The organism is Veillonella sp. oral taxon 158 (genome assembly GCF_018376515.1).
In the GTDB taxonomy this organism is placed as follows: Bacteria; Bacillota; Negativicutes; order Veillonellales; family Veillonellaceae; genus Veillonella; species Veillonella rogosae.
Map to the genome: position 1 here is coordinate 218,698 of NZ_JAHABE010000001.1, position 25,159 is coordinate 243,856.

General features: G+C 35.8%; 23 protein-coding genes. 21 read left to right on the plus strand and 2 right to left on the minus strand.

The genetic code is table 11. From position 1 onward, the window contains the following. The 18 genes from KH364_RS01060 (at position 1) to KH364_RS01145 (ending at position 19,250) form a co-directional block, all read left to right on the plus strand. Entirely contained in the window at positions 1-813 is an 813-nt protein-coding gene (locus tag KH364_RS01060) for a class I SAM-dependent methyltransferase (protein WP_273298021.1), read from the plus strand. Beyond that, the gene (gene miaA / locus KH364_RS01065) at positions 810-1,739 is read left to right on the plus strand and encodes a tRNA (adenosine(37)-N6)-dimethylallyltransferase MiaA (RefSeq protein WP_273298023.1); all 930 of its coding nucleotides are present in this window, start codon (positions 810-812) and stop codon (positions 1,737-1,739) included. The genes KH364_RS01060 and miaA overlap by 4 nt, the downstream gene beginning before the upstream one ends. After that, on the plus strand, positions 1,736-2,974 hold the full coding sequence (locus KH364_RS01070; protein ID WP_273298024.1) for a methionine gamma-lyase family protein: 1,239 nt from the start codon (positions 1,736-1,738) through the stop codon (positions 2,972-2,974). The genes miaA and KH364_RS01070 overlap by 4 nt, the downstream gene beginning before the upstream one ends. Positions 2,975-3,173: 199 nt before the next feature. Continuing rightward, the gene (gene mnmA / locus KH364_RS01075; protein WP_009351487.1) at positions 3,174-4,235 is read left to right on the plus strand and encodes a tRNA 2-thiouridine(34) synthase MnmA; all 1,062 of its coding nucleotides are present in this window, start codon (positions 3,174-3,176) and stop codon (positions 4,233-4,235) included. 38 nt (positions 4,236-4,273) lie between these two features. Continuing rightward, positions 4,274-6,073, plus strand: coding sequence for a translation elongation factor 4 (lepA, locus tag KH364_RS01080; protein ID WP_273298026.1), 1,800 nt, complete (start codon positions 4,274-4,276; stop codon positions 6,071-6,073). A gap of 4 nt (positions 6,074-6,077) precedes the next feature. Then, positions 6,078-7,262 carry a radical SAM family heme chaperone HemW gene (gene hemW, locus KH364_RS01085; RefSeq protein ID WP_273298028.1) on the plus strand — a complete coding sequence of 395 codons (1,185 nt, stop codon included), beginning with the start codon at positions 6,078-6,080 and terminating at the stop codon, positions 7,260-7,262. Between the two features lie 81 nt (positions 7,263-7,343). Continuing rightward, entirely contained in the window at positions 7,344-7,946 is a 603-nt protein-coding gene (locus KH364_RS01090; protein WP_009351445.1) for a nitrite and sulphite reductase 4Fe-4S domain protein, read from the plus strand. 370 nt (positions 7,947-8,316) lie between these two features. Beyond that, on the plus strand, positions 8,317-9,345 hold the full coding sequence (gene hrcA / locus KH364_RS01095) for a heat-inducible transcriptional repressor HrcA (RefSeq protein ID WP_273298030.1): 1,029 nt from the start codon (positions 8,317-8,319) through the stop codon (positions 9,343-9,345). Further along, entirely contained in the window at positions 9,345-9,890 is a 546-nt protein-coding gene (gene grpE, locus KH364_RS01100; protein ID WP_273298032.1) for a nucleotide exchange factor GrpE, read from the plus strand. The genes hrcA and grpE overlap by 1 nt, the downstream gene beginning before the upstream one ends. Before the next feature lie 27 nt (positions 9,891-9,917). Next, entirely contained in the window at positions 9,918-11,759 is a 1,842-nt protein-coding gene (dnaK, locus tag KH364_RS01105; RefSeq protein ID WP_273298034.1) for a molecular chaperone DnaK, read from the plus strand. Between the two features lie 16 nt (positions 11,760-11,775). Then, on the plus strand, positions 11,776-12,933 hold the full coding sequence (gene dnaJ / locus KH364_RS01110) for a molecular chaperone DnaJ (protein ID WP_273298036.1): 1,158 nt from the start codon (positions 11,776-11,778) through the stop codon (positions 12,931-12,933). Positions 12,934-12,988: 55 nt separating this feature from the next. After that, entirely contained in the window at positions 12,989-13,852 is an 864-nt protein-coding gene (locus KH364_RS01115) for a 50S ribosomal protein L11 methyltransferase (RefSeq protein ID WP_273298038.1), read from the plus strand. Next, the gene (locus KH364_RS01120) at positions 13,849-14,580 is read left to right on the plus strand and encodes an RsmE family RNA methyltransferase (RefSeq protein ID WP_337957089.1); all 732 of its coding nucleotides are present in this window, start codon (positions 13,849-13,851) and stop codon (positions 14,578-14,580) included. The genes KH364_RS01115 and KH364_RS01120 overlap by 4 nt, the downstream gene beginning before the upstream one ends. A 24-nt stretch (positions 14,581-14,604) precedes the next feature. Then, positions 14,605-15,900 (plus strand): tRNA (N(6)-L-threonylcarbamoyladenosine(37)-C(2))-methylthiotransferase MtaB, encoded by a 1,296-nt coding sequence (mtaB, locus tag KH364_RS01125; RefSeq protein WP_273298041.1) that lies wholly within the window; start codon positions 14,605-14,607, stop codon positions 15,898-15,900. An 11-nt stretch (positions 15,901-15,911) separates the two neighbouring features. Beyond that, entirely contained in the window at positions 15,912-16,256 is a 345-nt protein-coding gene (locus KH364_RS01130) for a histidine triad nucleotide-binding protein (protein WP_009351489.1), read from the plus strand. Positions 16,257-16,413: 157 nt separating this feature from the next. Next, on the plus strand, positions 16,414-16,593 hold the full coding sequence (gene rpsU / locus KH364_RS01135; protein ID WP_004695751.1) for a 30S ribosomal protein S21: 180 nt from the start codon (positions 16,414-16,416) through the stop codon (positions 16,591-16,593). Positions 16,594-16,677: 84 nt separating this feature from the next. Further along, complete coding sequence (locus KH364_RS01140; RefSeq protein ID WP_273298049.1) at positions 16,678-17,121, plus strand: GatB/YqeY domain-containing protein; 444 nt, start codon at positions 16,678-16,680, stop codon at positions 17,119-17,121. Between the two features lie 221 nt (positions 17,122-17,342). Then, positions 17,343-19,250 (plus strand): glutamine synthetase, encoded by a 1,908-nt coding sequence (locus KH364_RS01145; protein WP_273298050.1) that lies wholly within the window; start codon positions 17,343-17,345, stop codon positions 19,248-19,250. 124 nt (positions 19,251-19,374) lie between these two features. On the opposite strand, the gene KH364_RS01150 is transcribed toward KH364_RS01145, so the two are convergent. Both KH364_RS01150 and tpx read right to left on the minus strand, forming a co-directional pair. Beyond that, complete coding sequence (locus tag KH364_RS01150) at positions 19,375-19,770, minus strand: phosphate-starvation-inducible protein PsiE (RefSeq protein WP_273298052.1); 396 nt, start codon at positions 19,768-19,770, stop codon at positions 19,375-19,377. A 106-nt stretch (positions 19,771-19,876) separates the two neighbouring features. Continuing rightward, positions 19,877-20,392, minus strand: a complete 516-nt coding sequence (gene tpx, locus KH364_RS01155; protein WP_273298053.1) for a thiol peroxidase — start codon at positions 20,390-20,392, stop codon at positions 19,877-19,879. Between the two features lie 298 nt (positions 20,393-20,690). Here tpx and KH364_RS01160 point away from each other — a divergent pair, with 298 nt between their 5' ends. The 3 genes from KH364_RS01160 to KH364_RS01170 are packed head-to-tail and all read left to right on the plus strand — an operon-like array spanning position 20,691 to position 24,946. Then, positions 20,691-22,418, plus strand: a complete 1,728-nt coding sequence (locus KH364_RS01160) for an ABC transporter ATP-binding protein (RefSeq protein WP_273298054.1) — start codon at positions 20,691-20,693, stop codon at positions 22,416-22,418. Then, positions 22,405-24,150, plus strand: a complete 1,746-nt coding sequence (locus tag KH364_RS01165; protein ID WP_273298055.1) for an ABC transporter ATP-binding protein — start codon at positions 22,405-22,407, stop codon at positions 24,148-24,150. Before KH364_RS01160 ends, KH364_RS01165 begins: the two co-directional genes overlap by 14 nt. 1 nt (position 24,151) lies before the next feature. After that, positions 24,152-24,946 (plus strand): RNA methyltransferase, encoded by a 795-nt coding sequence (locus KH364_RS01170; RefSeq protein ID WP_054747508.1) that lies wholly within the window; start codon positions 24,152-24,154, stop codon positions 24,944-24,946. The last annotated feature ends 213 nt before the right edge of the window (positions 24,947-25,159 follow it).

Genomic DNA, 25,159 nt, shown 5'->3' on the forward strand with positions numbered 1-25,159 from the left:
ATGAATATTTTAACTACAGCTCAAAAATCTAATGAGGCCATTCAAGAGGAAGCCAAAGTATTGGCTTCCTCTATGCATATGACCTATATACAACGAGGCAAAACATCGATACCAGCCTTATTCGGTAAGTATCAATGCGAATATATTGCGGTTCTTGCTAGTTCTGGATTAACTATTCATTTCCCAGAAAATCAACAACATACCTTTCATTTGTCTATGGCTCAATTGCGTATATTGCGTTTACAACGCGGTGAAGGCGATCATCTAGTTAATGCGGTACAAGTCATATTAGATAAAAAAGGATTATCTAATAGAGCTAGATTTACGTTTTTAGACTGTACAATTGGCCTTGGTAGTGACAGTATGGTAGTGAGTTATGGTTACCCACAAGCTCAAATAACTGGCCTAGAAGGGTCTTTGCCTATATGGCTTGCTACTAGTCATGGATTAGCTCATTATATTCATAGTGAGGATAGTGTAACGAATGCATTGCGACGTATTAAAGTAAATCATGATACCTTTGAACACTATTTACCAAATCTACCTGACAATAGTATTGATATTATTTATTTTGATCCTATGTTTGAAGTTCCTGTAGAGAAAAGTCCTCAATTCAAACCTCTTCGGGGACATACTGTGGAAAGTCATATTGATGATAAAATCATGTCACAGGCTATGCGTGTTGCCACGTATGGTGTTATTATTAAAGAACGACCATTTAGTTCGGTCTTTCAAAACTATCCACCGCATCAATGGGTGGGCGGAAAATATAGTCGTATAGGCTATGGTGTATATATGAAGGAGTTAATGTGAATCCCTTAATTACCATCGTTGGACCAACGGCGGTAGGCAAAACAGATCTTACCTTGGACTTAGCAGAACAGCTACATGCTGAGGTTATTTCTGGTGATGCTTACCAAGTATATAAACAACTCAATATTGGTACCGCTAAACCATCGGCGGATGAACTTAAGCGTGTGAAACATCATCTTATCGATATATTAGAACCAAATGATTCATATTCAGTGTCTATTTTCCAAAATCAAGCTAAAGAGATAATTGGTAGACTAAATGACAGGAATATTCTACCTATTCTCTCTGGTGGCACAGGGTTATATGTTCAATCGTTATTAGAAAACTATAACTTTAATGACGTTAAGCCTGATGAAAATTTACGATTAGAACTAGATGAGCTATTTAATACTAAAGGTATTGATGGTTTACGAGAATATGCTTTCACATTAGGAACAAAACACAATATAGAAATTCAATATAATGATAAGCATCGTTTATATCGAGCTATTGAAATATTGCATCATGGCGATGTAGATTCGTTACGTAATCAGACTAAAGATGGTATATCTTATAAAGGGCCTGTTATTGGTCTTATGAGAAATCGTGATCAGTTATATGAACGCATTAATTTACGCGTCGATATGATGTTTGCTGCAGGCTTAATTGAAGAGGTTGAGCAACTTGTTAAGTCCGGTGTAAATCCTGATTGCCAAGCCTTTAAGGGGATTGGTTATAAAGAGGTTGTAGACCATATAAATGGTACTATTAACCTTGATGAATGTAGAGATTTAATCAAGAAAAATACTCGTCATTTTGCCAAGCGACAAATCACTTGGTATAAGCGCATGCCATATATTGAATGGATTCATATTGATAATAATACATCTAAAGATTTTATATTTAATAAAGCTATGGAATTAATTCGTAGAGAAGGATTAGCATGACATTAGAAGAAATACGTAGTAAAGCCCTTGAGATGGCTGAACCTGAATTTAAAAAGTTTGAACCTATTGCATTAGCCAATACAAAAAAGGTATTAGAAGCCTTTAAAGAGTGCCAAGTATCTGACTATCATTTTACAGGTACTACGGGTTATGGCTATAATGATGTAGGCCGAGAAAAACTAGATGAAGTATTTGCCTATGTATTTAAAGGTGAAAAGGCTATTGTTCGTCCTCATTTTGTATCTGGTACTCATGCATTAGCAACAACTCTTATTGCATTAATGGGGAATGGTTCAAAAGGGACTGAATTTATCTATGCAGTTGGGGCTCCTTACGATACGATGCAGTCTGTTATCGGTGCATCTCGTGAGGTGCGTGGATCTCTCGTAGAAAAGGGGTTTACCTATACTGAGGTACCGTTAAAGAATAATACGTATGATGTAGAAGCCATCGCTAATGCTGTTAATGACAATACGCGAGTAGTAGTGATTCAACGCTCTCGTGGTTATAGTACGCGTGAACCATTATCTATTGCAGATATTAAAATAATTGTAGATGCTGTAAAAGCTAAAAACTCGAATACTATTTGTTTTGTAGATAATTGTTATGGTGAGTTTACAGAGCTGCAAGAACCTTTAGAAGCTGGTGCAGATATTATGGCTGGTTCTCTCATTAAGAATGCAGGGGGCGGCTTAGCACCAACAGGTGGATATATCGTAGGTCGTGAAGACTTAGTAGAAGATGCAGCGTACCAACTCACTGCTCCAGGACTTGGTGATCATATGGGCTCTTATGCGCCTGGTTACCGTTTATTCTTCCAAGGCTTGTTTATGGCTCCTCACGTAGTATTACAAGCTCTTAAAGGAGCTGTATATACGGCTGCAGTAGGTGAATTGTTAGGGTATGATGTCTTCCCTAAGGTAAATGCTGATCGCTATGATTTAATTCAAGCTATTAATCTAAAAAATGGAGAAGAAATGGAGTACTTCTGTGTAGGTATGCAAGCATATTCTCCTGTAGATGCTCACGTACATCCAATCCCTGGTGATATGCCTGGGTACGAAGATAAAATCATCATGGCCGGTGGTACCTTTGTACAAGGATCTTCTATTGAATTGAGTGCAGATGGTCCTGTTCGTCCTCCGTATACAATTTTCATGCAAGGTGGCTTAGTATTTGAGCATTCTATGCTCGGTATTCTAGGAGCCGCTGAAGAGCTTTTAAAACATAGATAATTTTTTGAATCCCTTTTGTTATGAGAAAGGGATTCTTTTTATTTCAAATCTTTTCAATGTACCTAATTCTAGGCTATAATATAAGTTGCTATAATTTTATAGCAATACTACTCGGACTTTTACACCGAACTAGTGTTTTACACGTCAGGCTTTCACCCTGATTAGTTTTATGATCAAGAGATCATTAAAAGGAGAAAGTATGGAAAAAGTTATCGCTGTAGCTATGAGTGGCGGCGTAGACAGTTCTTTAACTGCTGCAATGCTACTAAAACAAGGCTATAAAGTATTTGGTATTACCCTATGGCTGTGGGTGAGTGGTACACCTTATGATGAGGTTCCTCTTGCTGTAACAGATGCTAAGAAGATGTGTGATTTTCTTGGTATTGAGCATCATGTTATTGATGCTCGCGATGTATTCTACGAGAATGTAGTAGATTACTTTGTAAAAGAATATGCCTATGGTCGTACACCAAATCCTTGTGTATTCTGTAATAAAAATATCAAATTTGATTTGATGCTCAATCGAGCACTTGAACTTGGAGCCACTCATATGGTTACAGGTCATTATGCACAAGTTAATTTCAATGAAGAAACAGGTTTATATGAATTACATAAAGGCGTTGATCCTACCAAAGACCAAAGCTATGTCATGTACAATATGAACCAACGCATTTTGAGTCACCTCATGTTCCCACTAGGTGGACAATGTAAGACTGAAACACGTAAACTAGCTGCTGAATATGATTTACCAGTAGCGAAGAAACCAGATAGCGTTGATATTTGTTTCTTGCCTCATGGTAACTATCAAAAGCTGGTAGTAGAAGAAATGAAGGCAAAACCAAAAACTGGTAATATTGTTACTGAAGATGGTGAGGTATTAGGTAAGCATAATGGCTTATTTAATTACACTATTGGTCAACGTAAAGGTCTTGGTATTGCATATAAGCACCCATTATACGTTATTGGCTTTAACGGTGATCGCAACGAGGTTATCGTAGGTCCTAATGAACGACTCTTTACAAATCGTATGATTTGTAAGTTCTATAATTTCCTGGATGATACAATTCATAAAGAATTAAAAGCAGAAGGTAAAATTCGCTATGCAGCAAATCCTTCACCTTGTACTGCACGTATCTTAGATGATGATACGATGGAGGTTATCTTCGAAGAACCACAACGGGCTATAACCCCAGGTCAGTCCGTAGCCTTTTATAATGGCACTCAACTATTAGGAGGTGCTGTTATCGATCGCGTATGTTAGAAAGGAGAATACAAGTTCCTTGAACTTGTTTACATAGTATGTCAACGAAAAAGATTCGAAACTTCTGTATTATAGCTCATATTGACCATGGTAAATCTACCATAGCCGATAGATTAATTGAATATACTGGCACATTACAAAAGCGTGAAATGGAGGCTCAAGTTTTGGACTCCATGGATTTAGAACGAGAACGTGGTATTACTATTAAAGCGCAATCTGTTCGAATTTTGTATAAAGCACAAGATGGAGAAGAGTATACTTTGAATCTCATCGATACTCCGGGCCATGTGGATTTCAGCTATGAAGTTTCTCGTTCTCTTGCAGCTTGTGAAGGTGCATTACTAGTAGTAGATGCTGCACAAGGTGTAGAGGCTCAAACGTTGGCAAATGTGTATCTCGCTTTAGAACATGATCTTGAAATTATTCCTGTTATCAACAAAATTGACTTGCCTTCTGCAGATCCTGATCGAGTAAAACATGAAATTGAAGATATCATTGGTTTAGACGCATCTGATGCTGTATTATGTTCTGCTAAATCTGGTATCGGTATCCCTGATATTTTAGAAGCTATTGTAAATAAGGTTCCTGCGCCACCAGATAAATCCGATCAACCTACGAGAGCTTTGATTTTTGATAGCCGCTTTGATTCCTATAAAGGTGCTATTGCGTATGTACGGGTAAAAGAAGGCACTATCAAGGCAAAAGATACAATTCGTATGATGCATGATAATAAGGATTTTGATGTAACTGAGCTCGGTATCTTTACACCAAATCTTGTGCCTGTTCAGGAATTACCATGTGGCTCTGTAGGTTGTATTGCGGCTAGTATTAAGAATGTAGCAGACTGTCACGTAGGTGATACGGTAACATTGGCAAACAATCCTGCAGCAGAGCCATTGCCAGGTTATCGTAAGGCTGTATCTATGGTATATTGTGGTCTCTATCCGACAGAATCTAAAGATTACGAAAATCTTCGTGATGCATTAGAAAAATTACAGCTTAATGATGCTGCCTTAGAATATGAAGCTGAAACATCCTTGGCGTTAGGTTTTGGATTCCGTTGTGGCTTCCTTGGACTTTTACATATGGACGTTATTCAAGAACGGTTAGAGCGAGAATATAATTTAACGCTCATTACGACCGCTCCATCTGTAAACTATAAGGTATATAAAACAAATGGAGAAATGCTAGAAGTAGATAATCCTGCTAAATTGCCACCTCCTACAGAAATCGACTACATTGAAGAACCTTATGTAAAAGCCACTACAATCGTACCTAAAGATTTCGTAGGTACTATTATGGAATTATCTCAAGATAAACGTGGTGAATACCAATCCATGGAATACTTAGATGAAACTCGAGTATCCGTTGTGTACCACTTGCCTTTGAGTGAAATTATTTACGACTACTTTGATAAATTGAAATCTGCTACAAAAGGTTATGCATCTCTTGACTATGAGTTGATTGGCTATAAACAGTCTCCAATGGTTAAGATGGATATTCTGTTAAATGGTGATCCAGTAGATGCGTTGTCCATTATCGTACATAAGGACCGTGCTGCTACACGAGGTCGTGCATTAGCAGAAAAATTAAAAGAATTGATTCCTCGTCAAATGTTTGAAATTCCAATTCAAGCTGCGGTGGGCACGAAAATTGTGGCTCGTGAAACCGTAAAGGCTTGGCGTAAAGACGTTTTGGCTAAATGTTACGGCGGTGATATTTCTCGTAAACGTAAACTCTTAGAAAAACAAAAAGCTGGTAAGAAACGTATGAAGTCTGTGGGCTCTGTAGAGATTCCACAAGAAGCATTTATGGCTATTCTCAAGGTTGAGGACTAATATAATGAAAACAGATTTTAACATCCTGAATCTGTCTACACTTGGGGATATGGGCTTGTATGTCCATATCCCTTTTTGTAAACAGAAATGTATGTATTGTGATTTTCCAGCCTATCAAAATTTACAAGATTATTACGAAACCTATGTTTATGCATTAGTACAAGAAATGGATTTGTGGGTTTCGGAACACCCAGAGTCTAAATCTAAACCTATTGATACTATTTATTTGGGTGGTGGTACACCTACTGAATTATCTATTCAACAGTTACAGATGATTGTAGATAAAATCAAACGTACTTTTACTATTACTGACGATTGTCATATGACTATAGAGTCTAATCCTGGTGAAGTAGATCCACAGTATCTAACTAAGTTAGTTAAACTAGGTTTTAATCGTATTAGTTTTGGTGTTCAAACCTTTGATGATAAGGCGCTTACCATGCTGCATCGCAGTCATAATGGGGAAAAGGCTAAACAAGCTGTTTATGAAGCTAAAGAGGCAGGCTTTACAGATATCAATATAGATTTGATTTATGGTTTGCCACGACAAACATTAGAAGATATTCAACATAATTTACATATCCTGAAAGATTTACCAATTAATCATATTTCTACGTATGGCTTACAAGTAGAGGTAGGAACATATTTATATCATTTAGTTCAAAAGAATCTTATTTCTATTCCTAGTGAAAGCATTGATGAATTGATGTATGACACAATGATGGAAGGATTAAAAGAGTTAGGTTTTGAACGATATGAAATTTCCAATTTCGCTAAGGATAATTCCTATAGTCGTCATAATTTAAAATATTGGCACTATGTAGACTATCTGGGCTTTGGTGCTGGTGCTCATTCCTTCTATGAGGGTATTCGCCGTAGCAACAACCGAAATGTGATGCCTTATATACAAGCTGTTGATCGATATACTATGCCTACTATCGAGACAGAGACTATTACTGTAGAGCGAGCGCAAGAGGACTTTTGCTTTTTAGCGCTTCGCACTAAGTGGGGCCTTGATGAGCAAAAATTTGACGATAGATTTGGCGCATCTGTTCATAATTTATTTGGTAATATATTAGAAGATTTAGTTACTAAAGGCTTGTTAGAGTATCAAAATGGTAGTTATCATTTAAGTTCTGAAGGGGCTAAGCATGGTAACTATGTATTTAGTCAATTTATTCGAGAGTAATTTCTCACAGTTTCTCAAAATCTAATATGTTAGTATAAATAGGATGATGATGAATAAGCATGCTAGATTTGAGGAGGAACGATGAAGACATCTGTCATAATACACGGTTTACATAATGAATTTACTTTAGATCAAATGAAGGCATGCATAGAATTAGCTGAAAAATATGGTGGATCTTTCCGCCATGTAGTAACTGGTTTACAAATTACAGGTATTGAAAAAGACGATAAGGAAAAACTTATCTCTGAATTACCAGAGGGCGTAACTACAGTTGTTCATAGAGGTGTAAATTCTTTAATTGCTTGCGTAGGTAAAGGCTATTGTAAAAATGGCCAAATGGAAACTAAAGAATTGGCTGATTATGTAGAGAGAAAACATTATGGACGAAAAACATCACACAAATGCAAAATTGGCATCAGTGGATGTGGTCGTAATTGCCCAGATGCAATGGTAAAAGATATTGCCTTTATTGGAACCTCTAAAGGTTATATGCTTGCAGTTGGTGGTAATACAGGTATTAAGCCTGAAGCAGGGACTATTTTAGCTAGAAATCTAACGGTAGAACAAGCTAAAAAAGCTGTCGATATTTTAGTTGATTGGTACGCTGAACACGGTGAACCTCGTGAGCGTATGGGTAAATTATTAGCTAGATTAGGCAATCCACTGGAAGGTATAGAGCTATAATTATTTAGTTGTATTAGTAATAAAACATCATAATCGAATAGTCCCAAAGTTCTCAGTAAAGATATCAATTTAATAAAATACATAAAAACACTTATACTATTTTATAGGTTTACTAAATTTATTAATTAGATTAAATCAATTTAATTAATAAATTTAGAAGATGACATAAAGTGAGATAGTATAAGTGTTTTCTTATTGCTATACTTTGATTTTTTGACTAATTAACCGAAAATATCCAATTGTCTTTTTGACTAAATAGATATTATTTGACTTTTTCGGTATTTTTTCGCTTGACAATTTTTGACAATGTGATAATATTATACATGCGATTAGCACTCAAAGTTTATGAGTGCTAACAAGAGGTGTCATTATGGATGAAAGAAAACAGCGCATCTTGCGAGCCATAATTGAAGACTACGTTAAATCCGCAGAACCTGTAGGGTCTCGAACGATTGCTAAGAACTATAATCTTGGCATTAGTCCTGCTACAGTACGGAACGAAATGTCCGATTTAGAGGAATTAGGCTATTTAGAGCAACCTCATACATCGGCTGGACGTATTCCTTCAGCTAAGGGCTATCGCTTATATGTTGACTCCATGTTGAGTCAACAACCTGTTCCATTACAGGATGCTGAAAAAATTGAAATGTTATGGAAACATTCCAATGGATCGACGAGTGAGCTCTTCTTAAATATGGCTAAACTACTTTCACAAGTGAGCCATAGCATGAGTTTATTCTTGGCACCAGCCCATGATAGAGCATTAATTAAATACATTCATATATTACCGCTAGATAGTCACCAAGCCATTATGGTAGTTATCACCGAAACAGGTGCACTTGATAATGAGCTGATGTACTTTGGTGAAAGTATTTCACCAGAACTTTTACAAAGTCTAGCTATGCAATTTAGCAATGCATTACAGAATGTAAGTATTGGTCATGTAACGGCTGAAGCACTTGGAAACTTATTGATTCATATGGAAGGTCCGCAGGGGATTTTATTAATCCTTTCGGAAACATTATTACGAGCTATTAATAAACGTAAGTTGTTCTATTCGGTAGGTACCACAGAGTTGTTAAATCAACCAGAGTTTAAGTCTGTTGAAAAGGTACAACCCTTGCTTTCATTAGTGGAAGAACAAAATCAATTGGGACAGTTATTAAAAGATGATTCACCAACACCAGTTAAGGTTAAGATTGGTATAGAGAATGAAACAGAAGCACTACAATCGATGAGTGTGGTACAAGCTGATTTTACTAATCAAGATCAGCCTATAGGAACTCTTGCTATTCTAGGACCAACGCGAATGGAATACGGCCGAATTATCGGTATGCTATCTCATATGAAACATATAATGGAAACTATGGTAAAAGAACAAAATAGAAAGGGCATATAATGGCTGAAGAACAAGACATTAAACAAGAAACAGTTGATGAAACAGTTGATGCTACAAATGTAGAGGAAACAACTGTGGAAGCAACTGAAGAATTTGTGGCTGATGCTGCTCAAGTATTAGAAGAACTTAAAGCCGACTTTGATAATCGCTATAAGCGTTTACAAGCGGACTTTGAAAACTTCAAGCGGCGTACTAACCAAGAAAAAGAGCAACTTGCTGGATATGTTAAAGGGGATGTATTAACAGACCTTCTTCCTGTATTGGATAACTTTGAACGGGCTGTTCAAAGTCCAGCAGAAGGGGAAGCAAAATTATTCCTCGATGGATTTATTATGATTCATCAAAACTTGATGGCAATGTTATCTAAACATGGTTTAGCTGTTATTGAAGCAGTAGGTCAACCATTTGATCCAAACTTCCATCAAGCAATCATGCGAGTACCTTCAGATGAATTTGAATCTGATACGGTATGTGAAGTATTACAAACTGGCTACACTGTTGATGGTCGTTGTATACGTCCAGCAATGGTAAAAGTTGTTGAATAGATTATAAAGTTTTAGGAGGCATATATTATGGCAAAGGTAATTGGTATTGACTTAGGTACTACAAACTCTTGTGTTGCGGTTATGGAAGGCGGCGAGCCTACGGTTATTACTAACCAAGAAGGCGCTCGTACAACTCCTTCCGTTGTTGGTTTCGCTAAAAATGGCGAACGTTTAGTTGGTCAATTGGCTAAACGTCAAGCTGTATCTAACCCTGAAAACACAATCATTTCTATTAAACGTCACATGGGTACAGACTACAAAGTAACTGTAGAAGATAAGTCTTATACTCCTCAAGAAATTTCTGCAATGATTCTTCAAAAAATCAAAGCTGATGCAGAAGCATATTTGGGTGAACCTGTTAAACAAGCAGTTATCACAGTTCCTGCATACTTTACAGACTCCCAACGTCAAGCTACTAAAGACGCTGGTGCTATTGCGGGCCTTGAAGTACTTCGTATCATCAACGAACCTACAGCAGCAGCTCTTGCATATGGCGTAGATAAAGATGAAGATGGTAAAGTTCTCGTATTCGACCTTGGTGGTGGTACATTCGACGTATCTATCCTTGAACTTGGCGATGGCGTATTCGAAGTATTAGCAACATCTGGTAACAACCATCTTGGTGGCGATGACTTCGACCAACGCATTATGAACTACTTAATCGAAGAATTCAAAAAAGAATCTGGTATCGATTTATCCAATGATAAATTAGCTGATCAACGTTTAAAAGAAGCGGCTGAAAAAGCAAAAATTGAATTGTCTGGCGTAGCTAGCACAAACATCAACTTGCCATTCATCACAGCTGATGCTACAGGTCCTAAACACTTAGACGTAACATTAACTCGTGCTAAATTTGAAGAATTGACTGCTGACTTGGTACAAGCAACAATCGAGCCTACTCGTAAAGCTATGCAAGACGCTGGTCTTTCCGCTTCTGATATCGATAAAGTATTGTTAGTTGGTGGTTCTAGCCGTATTCCAGCTGTACAAGATGCTATTAAAAAAGTATTGGGTAAAGAGCCAACTAAAAACGTTAATCCTGATGAATGTGTTGCTATCGGTGCAGCAATTCAAGGTGGTGTATTAGTAGGTGAAGTTAAAGACGTATTGTTGCTTGACGTAACTCCATTATCCCTTGGTATCGAAACAATGGGTGGTGTATTCACACGTATTATCGATCGCAACACTACAATTCCTACATCTAAATCCCAAGTATTCTCCACTGCTGCAGATAATCAACCATCTGTAGATATCCATGTATTACAAGGTGAACGTGAGTTCGCAGCAGATAATAAAACATTGGGTCGCTTTAACTTGGATGGTATTCCAGCAGCCCCTCGTGGGGTTCCTCAAATCGAAGTAACATTCGACATCGATGCTAACGGTATTGTACATGTAAAAGCAAAAGACTTGGGTACTCAAAAAGAACAAAAAATTACAATCACTTCTTCTAGCGGATTAAAAGAAGACGAAATCGATCGCATGGTTAAAGAAGCTGAAGCACATGCAGCAGAAGACAAAGCTAGAAAAGAAGAATTAGATATTAAAAATAATGCAGACTCCTTGGTATACCAAGCTGAAAAAGCATTGAAAGAACTTGATGGTAAAGGCGACACAACTTTGTTGAAAGAAGTTGAAGAAGCAAAAAATAAATTGAAAAAATCTATCGAAGCAGGCAACATCGAAGATATCAAAAAAGACAGTGAAGCTTTGGAACAACCATTACATAAATTAGCTGAGCAAATGTATGCAGCAGCACAACAAGCTCAACAAGCAGCTGGTGGTGCAGAGCAAGGTCAACAACAAACAAAATCTGATGACAATGTAGTTGATGCTGATTACACAGTAGTGGATGACGATAAGAAATAAGAAGGGTTGGTAACTAATGGCACGTGATTATTATGACATCTTAGGGGTCAGTAAAAATGCCTCTCAAGATGAAATCAAAAAGGCCTTCCGTAAAAAGGCACGCCAATACCATCCAGATGTAAATAAAGATAATCCAAAGGAAGCGGAAGCAAAATTTAAAGAAGCGAACGAAGCTTACGAAGTATTGTCTGATGAAACTAAAAAAGCTCAATATGACCAATTCGGCCACGACGCCTTCAAACAAGGAGGCGGCGCTGGCGCCGGTGGTTTCCAAGGTGGCTTTGGCGGTTTCGGTGGTCAAGCTGGTGGCTTTGGTGATATCTTTGGCGATATTTTTGGTGGCATGTTTGGCGGTGGTCGCCAGCAACAAGGTCCTCAAAAAGGTAATGATTTGCGCGAAGATATTGATATTTCCTTTGAAGATGCAGCCTTTGGTAAATCTATGGAAATAGAAGTGCATCGTCATGAAGAATGTGATCACTGTCATGGTACTGGTGGTGAACCAGGATCTCGTGTCGATACTTGTCCAAACTGTCATGGTTCTGGTCAAGAAGCGGTTATTCAAAATACTCCATTTGGGCGTATGCAATCCGTTCGCACTTGTTCTCGCTGTCATGGTACTGGTAAAAGTATTGAAAAACCTTGTTCTAAATGCCGTGGTACAGGTGAAATGCTTGCAAAACGCAAGATTTCTATCAAGATTCCAGCAGGTGTAGATAGTGGTTCTCGCTTACGTGTAGCTAATGAAGGGGAACCAGGTATTTTGGGCGGTCCTAAGGGTGACCTTTATGTATATATCTTTGTTCGTCCTCATAAGGAATTTGAGCGAAATGGTAATGATGTTATTAGCCGTGTGAATATTAGCTTTGCTCAAGCTGCTCTTGGTGCGACTATACAAGTTAACACCTTAGATGGTAAAGTAGAGTTAAAGATTCCGGAAGGTACTCAAACGGGAACGGCATTCCGCGTAAAGGGCAAAGGTATTCCATATTTGCGTAACCCTAACCAAAGAGGGGACCAACATATTGTGGTAACTGTCCAAACGCCTAAGAAGTTGACCGATACTCAACGTGAGTTATTATTACGCTTTGCAAACGAAAGTAACGAAGATGTAAATAACTTACAAGTGAGCAAAAGTCTCTTTGAAAAAATTAAGGACGCTTTGACTAAATGAACAGCTCATGTGAAGGAATGGTTTGTTCCATCACATTCCCTATAAAGGAGCATATATGCAGTGGATAGAAATATCCATTGTCTGTGAAAGAGTAGCCACCGATGAGGTGACTACTCTTTTTGACGATTACGCAGACAATGGAATTATAGAAGAAGATATTGAAAAACAACCTAATTTAATAAAATTAACGCTCTACGCTGATCCAACACTTGATGCCGATATGATTAAAGAAGACTTAGAAAAACGTCTTACAGAGGCAAATATTACGGTGAAATCAATAGATGCTCATATACTAGACGAATCTACGTGGTTAAATTCTTGGCAACAATATATTGAGCCTACAGAAATATTACCAAATATTGTAATTAAACCTGCATGGCAAGACTATGATAACGTCGACAATAAAGTAATTATAGAAATAGATTCAGACATTTCCTTTGGCACTGGTTCCCATGAAACGACTAGGACGTGTGCAGAGCTGTTAAAAGTTTATAGTGAATCTATGGATCTTGATACGGTTACATGTTTAGATATCGGTACAGGTACAGGGATACTTTTATTAGTAGCCGCCCAATTAGGAATAAAACATTTAGTAGGTATTGATATTGAGGAATACGCAGCCAATCAAGCAAAGATTAACTGTGAAAACAATGAGGTACATGCCGAAATTATTTGTGGTAATTTAGATACGGATTTTGAAGGTACTGCTCAATTAATTTTAGCTAATTTAACGGTTGACCCTTTAAAGATATTATTACCACAAATAGGTAAGAAACTTGAAGATAATGGTATTTTAATCATTAGTGGTATTATTGATGATCGGTATGATGAAATCTTGCCATATATCACTGAACATTGGCATATTATAGAGGAACGCGTGGCGGGCCCTTGGCATACCTTTGCGTTAAAAAAGCTATGAAGAAAATATTTATCCCTACACCATTAGATGAAATAATACAATTACCAAAAGATGTGACACATCATGTGTTACATGTATTTCGTCATAATATGGAGAAACCCATTACTGTAACGGGCAGTGATAATCGTTGTGGTATTTATCAGATTATCGAAGAAGTTGATGGTCTAGCACAAGCTAAACTTATTGAATATGTCGAGTCTGATGTATCATCATATCGAACTATTCTTGTTCAATCCTTATTGAAAGGCGAAAAGTTAGAATGGGTATTACAAAAAGCGACGGAGTTAAATGTAGATACCATTTATCTTGTATCTACCGCAAACTGTGTAGCTAAATATGATGATAAGAAACTACAATTAAAAGTCAGTCGTTGGGAAAAAATTATGTTAGAAGCAGCCCAACAATGTGGGCGTAATCAACTGCCCACACTTGTGGTAGGTGAAAAGCTTTCACAAGTACTTGCAATCGAGGATGATGCATTTAAACTAGTAGCTTATGAAAATGAAGAGGGTCATACTATTAAGACTGCACTTGAATCAATACATAGTAATCAAAATATAACTGACATTCTCATCTGTATTGGTCCTGAAGGGGGCTATCAAGAGAAGGAAATCAATGCTATTATAGAGAGTGGTGGAAAATCAGTTTCTCTTGGTAATACTATTTTACGAGCAGAAACTGCTGCCATTGGATCATTAGCGATGATTCAATATGAATTAGAACTATAAATTAAACAAGAATAGAGAGGTGCAATGAAAACCGTTGCTTTTACAACCTTAGGCTGTCGTGTCAATCAGTATGACACAGATGCTATGAAAGGTTTATTTTTACAAAATAATTACGAAGCCGTAGACTTCGATGAAAAAGCTGATATATATGTAATTAATACATGTTCTGTAACCAATATGGGGGAAAAGAAATCCCGTCAATTGATTCGGAAAGCAAAACGTCAAAATGAAGATGCTTATGTAATCGTTACTGGTTGTTATGCTCAGCTTGATCCAGATGCGATTGCTGCTATTGACGGTGTTAACCTTGTGATAGGTACCAATAATCGATCTAAAATCGTTGAGCTAGTGGAGCAATTAGAATCTACAGAACGTCAAATCAATGCTGTTAGAGATATTATGAAAGAGTCCAATTTTGAGGAAATGCCATTATTTGGTAATGAATCAGATAAGGCTCGAGCTTTCATGAAAATTCAAGAAGGCTGTAATAACTATTGCTCTTTCTGCATCATTCCATATACTCGTGGTAAACTGAAATCTCGTAAAATTGAAGATATCGTAGAAGAAGCTAAGCGTTTAGTAGACCATGGCTTCCACGAAATCGTACTAACAGGTATTCATTTAGGTAATTACGGCGTAGAATTACCAGGTAGACCTACCTTGGCTGATGTAGTAAAAGCCTTATTAGAAATACCTGAGTTATATCGTATTCGTTTTGGATCCATTGAATCTGTTGAGGTTTCAGATGAGCTTGTAGAATTAATGGCTACAGATAAACGAGTATGTCCAAACCTTCACTTACCATTACAAGCAGGTTCTGACCATGTGTTGAAATTAATGAGACGTCACTATACATTACAAGAGTATAAAGATCTCATTGCCAAGTTGCGTTCTCGCATTAAAGATTTATCTATTACGACTGATATCATTGCAGGTTTCCCACAAGAAACAGATGAAGATTTTGAAGAAACATTGAATACAGTACGTGAAATTGGGTTTACCCATATTCACGCTTTCCCATATTCTATTCGTGAAGGTACACCGGCTGCAACTATGCCTGATCAAGTACCTGAGGCCGTTAAAAAGACTCGTGTTGCACTGTTAAATGGTCTTAGTCAAGCAGGTTATGAAGCATACGCTAAGTCTCGCATTGGTAAACCTGGTGAGATTCTCATCGAAAAGGAAGAGAATGGATACTATATGGGCTTAACAAATGAGTATGTAAATGGTAAAGTGAAATCTGATGGATTACATAAAATTGGTGATCTTATAGGCGGAACTGTTGTTGGTTTAGAAGATAATTATTTAATTATTGAATAAGGAGTCTAATTATGAGCGATTGCATTTTCTGTAAAATTATTAATGGTGAAATTCCTTCCAATAAAGTATTAGAAAACGATAAATTCTATGCATTCCATGATATTCAACCGGTGAAAAAGGTGCATGTTCTAATCGTGCCTAAAAACCATGTATCTAATATTGCACATCTTACAGAAAAAAATGCTGACTATGTAGAAGGTTTGTTACCATTTGTTCGTGATGTAGCAAAAGAATTAGGTATTTCTAAAGATGGTTATCGCTTGATTTTTAACACTGGTGGTAAAGCTGGTCAAACTGTATTCCATATGCATGCACATCTATTAGGTGGCGAGGAAATGGGCTGGCCAGAAGCTTAACATTGTGTATAATGTATTATTTTTATAATACCTATTAAAATTCCTATAAAATATACCGGAAAATATTGACAACATATATACCTATACATATAATATTATATGTGCGTATGTAAATTATCAGCACTTCCCGAGATTATTTTTGGAGGGAGGGATATAGATGTCTGAAATCAAAGTCGGTAAAAACGAAACGCTTGAAAGTGCTCTTCGTCGATTCAAACGCTCCTGCCAAAAAGCGGGTGTTTTGTCTGAAGTAAGAAAACGTGAACACTACGAAAAACCAAGCGTAAAAAGAAAGAAAAAATCTGAAGCAGCAAGAAAACGCAAATTCAGAGCATAAGATGATTACCCTAATTCTGCCTTTTCATGGCTTCATGAAATCCAGAATTGGGGTTTCTTTATTTTATAAACAAGGAGGCTTACTATGAGCTTAAAAGATCAATTAAAAGAAGATATGAAAGCGGCTATGAAAGCTCGTGAAGAAGGAAAAACTGCTTTATCTGTAATTCGTATGGTTAATAGCGCTATTAAAAATACAGAAATTAACGACAAGGTAGAACTTGATGATAATGGCATTCTTGGTATTTTAGCCAAAGAAATGAAGACTCGCCAAGACTCTTTAGCTGAGTTTGAAAAAGCTGGCCGTGAAGATTTAATTAGTCATGTTAAAGAAGAAATGGCAGTATTACAAAAATACTTACCAGAACAGCTTTCTGAAGATGAAATTCGCACAGTTGTAAAAGAAGCAATAGCTGCGTGTGGTGACAGCGTAAATATGGGTAATGTTATGAAACATGTTATGCCTAAAACTAAAGGCCGTGCAGATGGTAAAGTAGTTAATAATATTGTTAAAGAATTACTTGCTTAATGATATCGTTAAATTTACTATGACTAACTAATTGTATTGAAAATACATTGATTCTAATATAGCTTTTAAAAGATAAAAATTCTATAGAAGTTTATTGACATATATTTTCAACATATGATAATATGAACTCAACAAAATAATTAGTCAACGATGACTCCACTTTAGATATATGTAAGCGTATATCTATTTGTTGGAGTCTTTTTATTTTAGGAGGAACAGATATGGCTAATACTAATCATGAATTATTGTATTATATTCCTGCAGGCCAATACGGTAAAGAAGGTGTACTCGCATTATTAGAACAGCATCCAGAAATTAAATTCGTATCTCTAGTAGGTATTGATTTAGCAGGTAATGATACAGATGAAAAAATTCCTATGTCTGCCTTCTTTGATGACTATGAATCCTTCTTTGAAGGTCGTGCAGTTCAAACAGATGGTTCTTCTGTAGTATTAACAAATATTGCTACATTAAATAATGCTCGTGTAGATATGTGGGGTGACCCAAGTGTAAACTGGTTCGTAGATTACAACTATGAAAATATTGATCCTGCAACAGGCTTACCAACTGGTACACTACGTATTCCTGCTTTCTTGATGCACAATTACCGTTACGTAGATTCTCGTTCTATTTTGAAACGCAGCTGTGACTATGTAAAAACTGAATTATTAAATTTAATTAAAGAACATGGTTTGCCAGGTATGCCACATGTTAAATCTGATGATGTAGTAGATATTATTTTTACATCCGCTACAGAGTTAGAGTTCTGGGTTAAAACGCCTGCTAGAACAGTTACTAAGAAAGAATTATCTGTATCTCAAAAATTACAAGAACAATATTGGCAACGTACACATGGCACCGTTCGTACTGCTTTAGAACAAGCTGTTGAACGTCTTGATAAATATGGCATGGTTGCTGAAATGGGCCATAAAGAGGTAGGTGGCGTTAAAGCTAAACTTGACGAGTTCGGTCATGAAGCTGTTGTACTTGAACAATTAGAAATTGACTGGAAATTCTGTAATAATCCATTACAAACTGCAGACAATGAATTGCAAGCCAGAATTATAGTACGTGAAGTGTTCCGTGAAAATGGTCTTGATGTAACCTTTAATGCTAAACCAATTATCGGCGTTGCTGGTTCTGGTGAACATACTCACTTTGGTGTAATGGCAAAACTTAAATCTGGTAAATTAGTTAACTTATTTAGCCCAGAAGATATGCGTAAAGAGGCTTGTAGCTCTTTGGGTATTGGTGCAATTATGGGTCTCTTAAAACATTATGAGGCTATTAATCCATTCATTAGCTCCACAACAGACGCTTTAAACCGCTTAAAACCAGGCTTCGAAGCACCAGTATGTATTGTAACATCCTTTGGTACCGATCCATCCGAACCAAATCGTAACCGTACAATTCTTTGCGGTTTAATTCGCGATATCGACAATCCAATGGCTACACGTTTTGAATTGCGTTCTCCAAATCCATACACTAATACATATACTGCATTATCATTGATTTTCGTTTCTGCTTTTGATGGTATGAAATATGCTATTACTTGTGGTAAAACTCAAGCTCAATTATTAGCTGAAATTTCTAAAGAAGTTGGCGAATCAGCAGATTATCTTGATACTAATCGCGCTTACCGTACAGAAAAAGATGTATTTGATGATTTCACACAAGAAGAACGTAATCAAATGTTTGGCGTAGCACCTGCTACTGTATGGGAAAATGTACAAGGTTACTATAACAATCCTGAATTAGTAGAAACATTATCTCAAGGTGATGCTTTTGCTAAAGATTTGATGGAATCCTTCATCGCATCTATTTTAAAACGTTGGGAACTTGTTCTAGCTAATCGTTTGATCCCAAATAATCTCGATGCAGTTCGTAATATGGTTGCTATTCACACAGATAGTCGTAACAGCGTAGATGATAAACGTTTTGCTGAAGTTAACGATTTACGTTTCTACCTTGCTAAAGATAGTGATGATCGCAAATCTTTATTCACGCGTTTAACAGAAGCTTTAAATGCTGGTGAATATGACTTAGCGTCTAAATTACAAATTGAAATGAATGATAAAATGGAAGAACTAGAGGCTAAATACGCTAATTACGCTAAAAATATATTCTAAGATAGTAGGCCATATTTAAATCATATAACATGAAAATGAAAAAGAGACTCTACCAATAGGTAAAGTCTCTTTTTCATTAGAACTATAATATGGTCTTTATATATAGACGAACAAATATATAATATTATCCTTTATTATTAAGGAATCTTTCTACTAATACTAAACAACATACTAATACAAAAATAGAAATAGACCATAATAACATATCTAAAGCCGATTCATGATCTATAATGAGTAACCGAACTAATGCAGTAATGCCAATATATAAGAAGAAATCAAGAGGGAAATGGAAGTTGTTCTTAAAATACTTTACGATGAGTGCAATAAACTCAAAGTAAAGGAAGAAGGTAATTAATTCTTCAATCAATAAATCATATGTGCTATAGCCTTGAATATTAGCCCACGCAATGAAACCAAAGTTTATTAAACTATTAATCATTGCAATGCATAGACCAATGCCCACACCTATAAGGGCAATATTTTTAATGGTTAATAGAAGACGAGAAATACGAATCCACATAAATACTCCAATTAAAATATAATTACAACACAACACATAAAAAAGACCGTACACCGTACGGTCTTTTTAACGTCTATATAATATAAACGAATTAATAATCTAACAATTAGATATCAGCTTTAATAGCTTCTAATGCAGCGTCAAAGTTAACTGCTTGAGTTACTTCAGGTACGTATTCAACATAAGTTACTTTGTTGTCTTTGTTGATTACTACAACACCACGAGATAAAAGACGAAGTTCTTCGATCAAGAAACCATAGTTTTCACCGAAGGAAGCATCTCTGTGGTCGGATAAAGTAATAACTTTATCTACGCCAGCAGCACCACACCAACGTTTTTGAGCGAATGGCAAGTCCATAGATACTGTCAATACTACAACGTCTTCGGAAAGAGAAGTTGCATCTTGGTTGAACCAACGAGTTTGAGCGTCACAAACGCCTGTATCAAGGGAAGGAACAACGGAGATAACTTTTACTTTACCTTCGAAATCTTTTAATGTTTTAGGTTGTAAGTCATTGCCAATTACTGTGAAGTCTGGAGCTTGTTGACCTACTTTAACTTCTGGACCAACTAATGTGATAGGGCCACCTGCAAATGTTACTACGCCAGTACGTTTTTCCATGTTGTATTCCTCCTAAGAGTTTTAATTCCAATTTATTAAAGATACGTTTTGTATCTATGCATAGTATAACACTTACATTACTATAAGTAAACTAAAAAATTCGATATAGTGTAATTATACGTATAGGTGTATTAATGAATAGCCGAAAAATGTGTATACTATAAAGAGTACATTTACATCAATATTACTTTAATTTATATATACTAATTTATGATTCGAATTTTTATTCTATTCAATTAGTAGTAAATCACTATTAAGGTATCTAATATTTAAAAACATAGTGTGTTTGAGAGGGCCTATGAAACCTATAAATTTATTTATGCAATTTTTCCGCCGTGAGGGGTGGATATATGCCATTGGTTTAATAATGCTGATGGCTATAGATGTAGCTTTTTTATTTGTACCTCAATTTATCGGCAATGCCATAGATACATTGAGCAATAATAAAGAAGGTTTAGTGAATTATATTTTTTATTTTATTTTGTTATTTATCATTATTACTATTTTAAAGGTAATCTCTCGTAGAACCTTATTAGGCTCTATTCGACGTATGGAATATCTTTTTCGTGAAATTCTATGTAGCCAAGCTTTGCAAGTAAAAACCACTTATTATGAATCTAATGGGCCAGGTAAGGTTATGGCGCTTATGACCAATGATGTTACATCATTACGCGTTGCACTTGGTTTAGGCGTAATGATAGTAGTAGATATTGTATTCTATTCCATTGTAGGATCTATAATTTTAATTCAAAAGATAAATGGTGTGTTAGCTTTTAAAATCATGACACCTATATTTTTTATTATCGTTGCAATCTTTGTATTAGGTAGAAAATTAAGAGCTAAACAACGTAGTGCTCAAGCTACATATAGTGATATGACAGAGTTTGGGCAAGAACTATTTCAGGGAATTGATGTTATTCGCGCATTTAATCGTGAAAGCATCATTTCAAAGTCCTTTGAAAAAATCAATAAACTTAACTATAAGAAAAATATGGACGTTGCCTTGTTAGATGCTATATTAACACCATTAACAAGAATTGCTCCGTTCATTTGTATTAGTATAAGCATCTTTATTTGTGGGCACTTAGCTGTAGAAGGCAAAATGACTATAGGTGAGTTTGTAACCATCAACTCGTTTATCATGTTGATTGTAGGCCCGTTAATTGGTTTTGGTGGTCTTATTTCAATTGTTCAAAAAGGTTTAGCCTCCTTAGATCGCATTATGGATTTTATGCAGTTGCCCACTGAAACAATAGAGGATAGTGTAGACGTATTAGCCCTTGAAGATATTCACGTTCGCTATTTAGATTTTAATTATGAAAACTCTAAAGGTCATGCATTATCTCAAGTGACTACCACCATACCTAAAGGTTCTTTTATCGGGTTAGTGGGTAAACCAGGTTCTGGTAAAAGTACTTTATTTAAATTGCTAATTGGATTACAAGAATGTCCTGAAAAATCTATCTATTTTGGCAATCAAGATTTGACGAATATACCATTAGCGAAACTTCGGAATTCCATTGCCTATGTACCAACTCAATCTTACTTATTAAGTACTACCATTTCAGATAATATAAAATTTGGTAAAGAGTTACCTATGCACGAAACTGTGGAAGTGGCAGCGAAAAAGGCCGATTTATACAGAGATTTGGGCGATTTGCTAAACAATGATTTACATAAGTTAGCTGAAGAAGGTCAAGACTTATCAGGTGGACAAAAGCAACGTATTAATATGGCACGTGGTTTCTACAAAAATGCACCATATTTATTGCTAGATGATTGTTTTTCTGCTTTAGATGCTGTAACAGTTACAACCATATTAGATACTTTAAATAATGTAAAAGATCAAACTATTCTATGTATTTCACAGCGTTTAGAGGTTATAGAGAAAGCAGATAAAATCCTTGTATTTGATGAGGGTCGTATTGTAGAAGAAGGTACTCATGAAGAATTATTAGCTAATAAGGGCTTATATTTCACCTTATATGAAGCGCAGAAAGGAGGGGCTCATCATGAAAAAGCGTAATTTAAAAAATGATTGGGCTTTATTCTCCTATATAACTGCGTATATTAAGCCTTATTTGGGTATTTTATTGTTAGCTACCATTGCGCTAGCCGGCAATTTAATACTTTTGCTTTTAAGACCTTATTTAACTAAGCAAGTTATTGATCTCGGCTTTGCTACTAATGATATTAATGTTATCGAATATTATGCTGTAATATATGGTCTTACTATTATTGGTAGTGTGTTATGTATATTTGTAGAAAATTATTTTTTGAAAAGCTTTGGACAAAAGATTATTTATAATATACGTGCCATTATATTTCAAAAGATACTTCATAAGTCCCATGATGAGTTTTATAAATTACCCATTGGTAATTGGGTGACTCGTATCACAAATGATGTAGAGTCATTGCGCACTTTATATACAGATGTATTACTGAATTTAGCGAGTAGCGGTTTAATGATCATCGGTATTTTAGGATTCATGTATGCTATTAATGTACCTTTAGCAATTATCATGACGATTTTATTACCAATAATGGGCGTAATTATTTGGGTATTCCAAAAGTTTTCTCGTAAAGCATTCCGTCAAGTTCGCCGATCTGTAGCGGCCTCTAATGCGAGCATTAAAGAGCTATTAAACTACATAGTCATTGTCAAATCTTATGGCGGTGAAAAAGACATCGAAGAACGTTACAATACGGTTAATAAAGGCTTTTTAGAAGCAGGCCTTTTTGAAGTTACTACGTTTTCTATTTTTAGACCGCTCGTAGATGGTCTATTCTTTGTGGCACTAATCGTAATTTTTACTACTACAAATGTAATAGATTCGGTGGCCGATGCTGGTACTGTTTTTGCTTTCATCCAATACATGGATCGATTCTTCCAACCATTAAAAGAAATTGCTGATAAATATAATTCTCTACAAAGTGCATTAGCTGGGGCGGAAAGATTAGTTCCTTTATTAGAGGAAGAGGATCGTCAAATCGCCAATGAAGTTCCTCGTGAATTTAAACATATAGAATCTATTGACTTTGAACATGTATGGTTTTCTTATGACAATAACGATGTATACGCATTAGAGGACTTTACGTTAAGCATTAAGGCAGGTGAATTTGTAGGCATCGTAGGCCCTTCAGGTAGTGGTAAATCAACGCTTTTATCCTTGTTAATGGGGCTCTATAAACCTACTAAGGGAGCAATCTATATCAATGGCATTGATATTGCAAATTATGATAGTTCCGTACTGCGTCATTTGATGGGGTATGTTTTCCAGCAAGCGTATCTATTTAAAGGTTCTATAAAGGATAACTTAACACTTTTTGATACTTCTATTTCATATGATGATATGGTAGCTGCAGCGAAACAGGTAAATTTAGATAGTATGATTGAACAATTGCCAGAGGGTTATCATACACCTGTAGGTTATTTAGGTTCCTTGTTATCTGATGGACAAAAGCAATTATTGGCATTTGGACGCACTCTAATAAGAAATACACCTATTTTATTGTTAGATGAAGCTACAGCCAATATTGATAGTCATACGGAGAAACAAATTCAAGCTAGTATTGAAAATATTCGTGGTAGCAAAACCATTGTAAGCATTGCTCATCGACTTTCTACGGTACAGGATGCTAATAAAATAGTGTATATGGAATATGGTAAAATAATAGAAAAAGGATCTTTTGAAGAACTTATCAATTCAAAAGGTGCCTTTTATAATCTCTGGAGTAATCAACAAAGCGGGAGTTAGTATGGAATTTATCCAATCGAAAGATAATAAAACTATAAAGCACATTATCGCTTTAGGTCAGCGTAAGAATCGTCAAAAAAGTGGGGAGTATATTGTTGAAGGCATCCGCTCTATACGTGATATTGCAGCTATGGGTGCAGTCAAAACAGTTGTTATTCGTGAGTCTAAAGCACAAGATAAAAATGTATTAGATTTATTAACCTTAGATTCTGTTCAATCTGCACATACGTATATAGTTCAAGATCCTGTGTTTGATAAAATAGATAATACTGTAAATGGGCAAGGTGTTGTGGCCATAGTATCAAAACCTAAACACAATATTGAAAGTGTTTCTATCGAGGATGGACTATATATTACATTAGATGGTGTTCAAGATCCTGGTAATTTAGGTACCATTATTAGAACTGCTGTTGCGGCAGGTGTAAAAGGTATATTTTTGATGAAAGGTACTGTAGATCCTTTTAATGATAAAACGGTACGTAGTACAATGAGTGCTTTACATAAAATACCTTTATACGAGGATGTTACTTTGTCTATGTTACATGATATTGTGGCTGAATCAAATATGACTACTTATGTTACAGCTTTAGAAGATTCAGAGCCTTATCATTCTGTGAATTATGCTAAACGAACTATGTTAGTATTAGGTAACGAAGGTAATGGTGTGACACCAGAGGTGATGAATCTTTGCACTAATCGCATCATGATTCCTATGTATGGAGATATGGAATCATTAAATGTAAGTGTAGCAGCTGCATTATGTATGTATAAGGTTCAAGAGCAATTGATGAGTTAAATTCGTACTAATAAATACTACTGTATTTTTTATATAGTATTAATTTATATAGGACATAACACCTATAATTTATGCTTCGTAAAATGTATTTAATTTTATATTTATTATAAAAATTGCTTAGTTGTAAATTGAAACTGAACACATAAAAAATCCATATTAGTACAAGTGATAAGATTAGAGTATCAAATTCGCAATCAATCACGAGGTACTAAT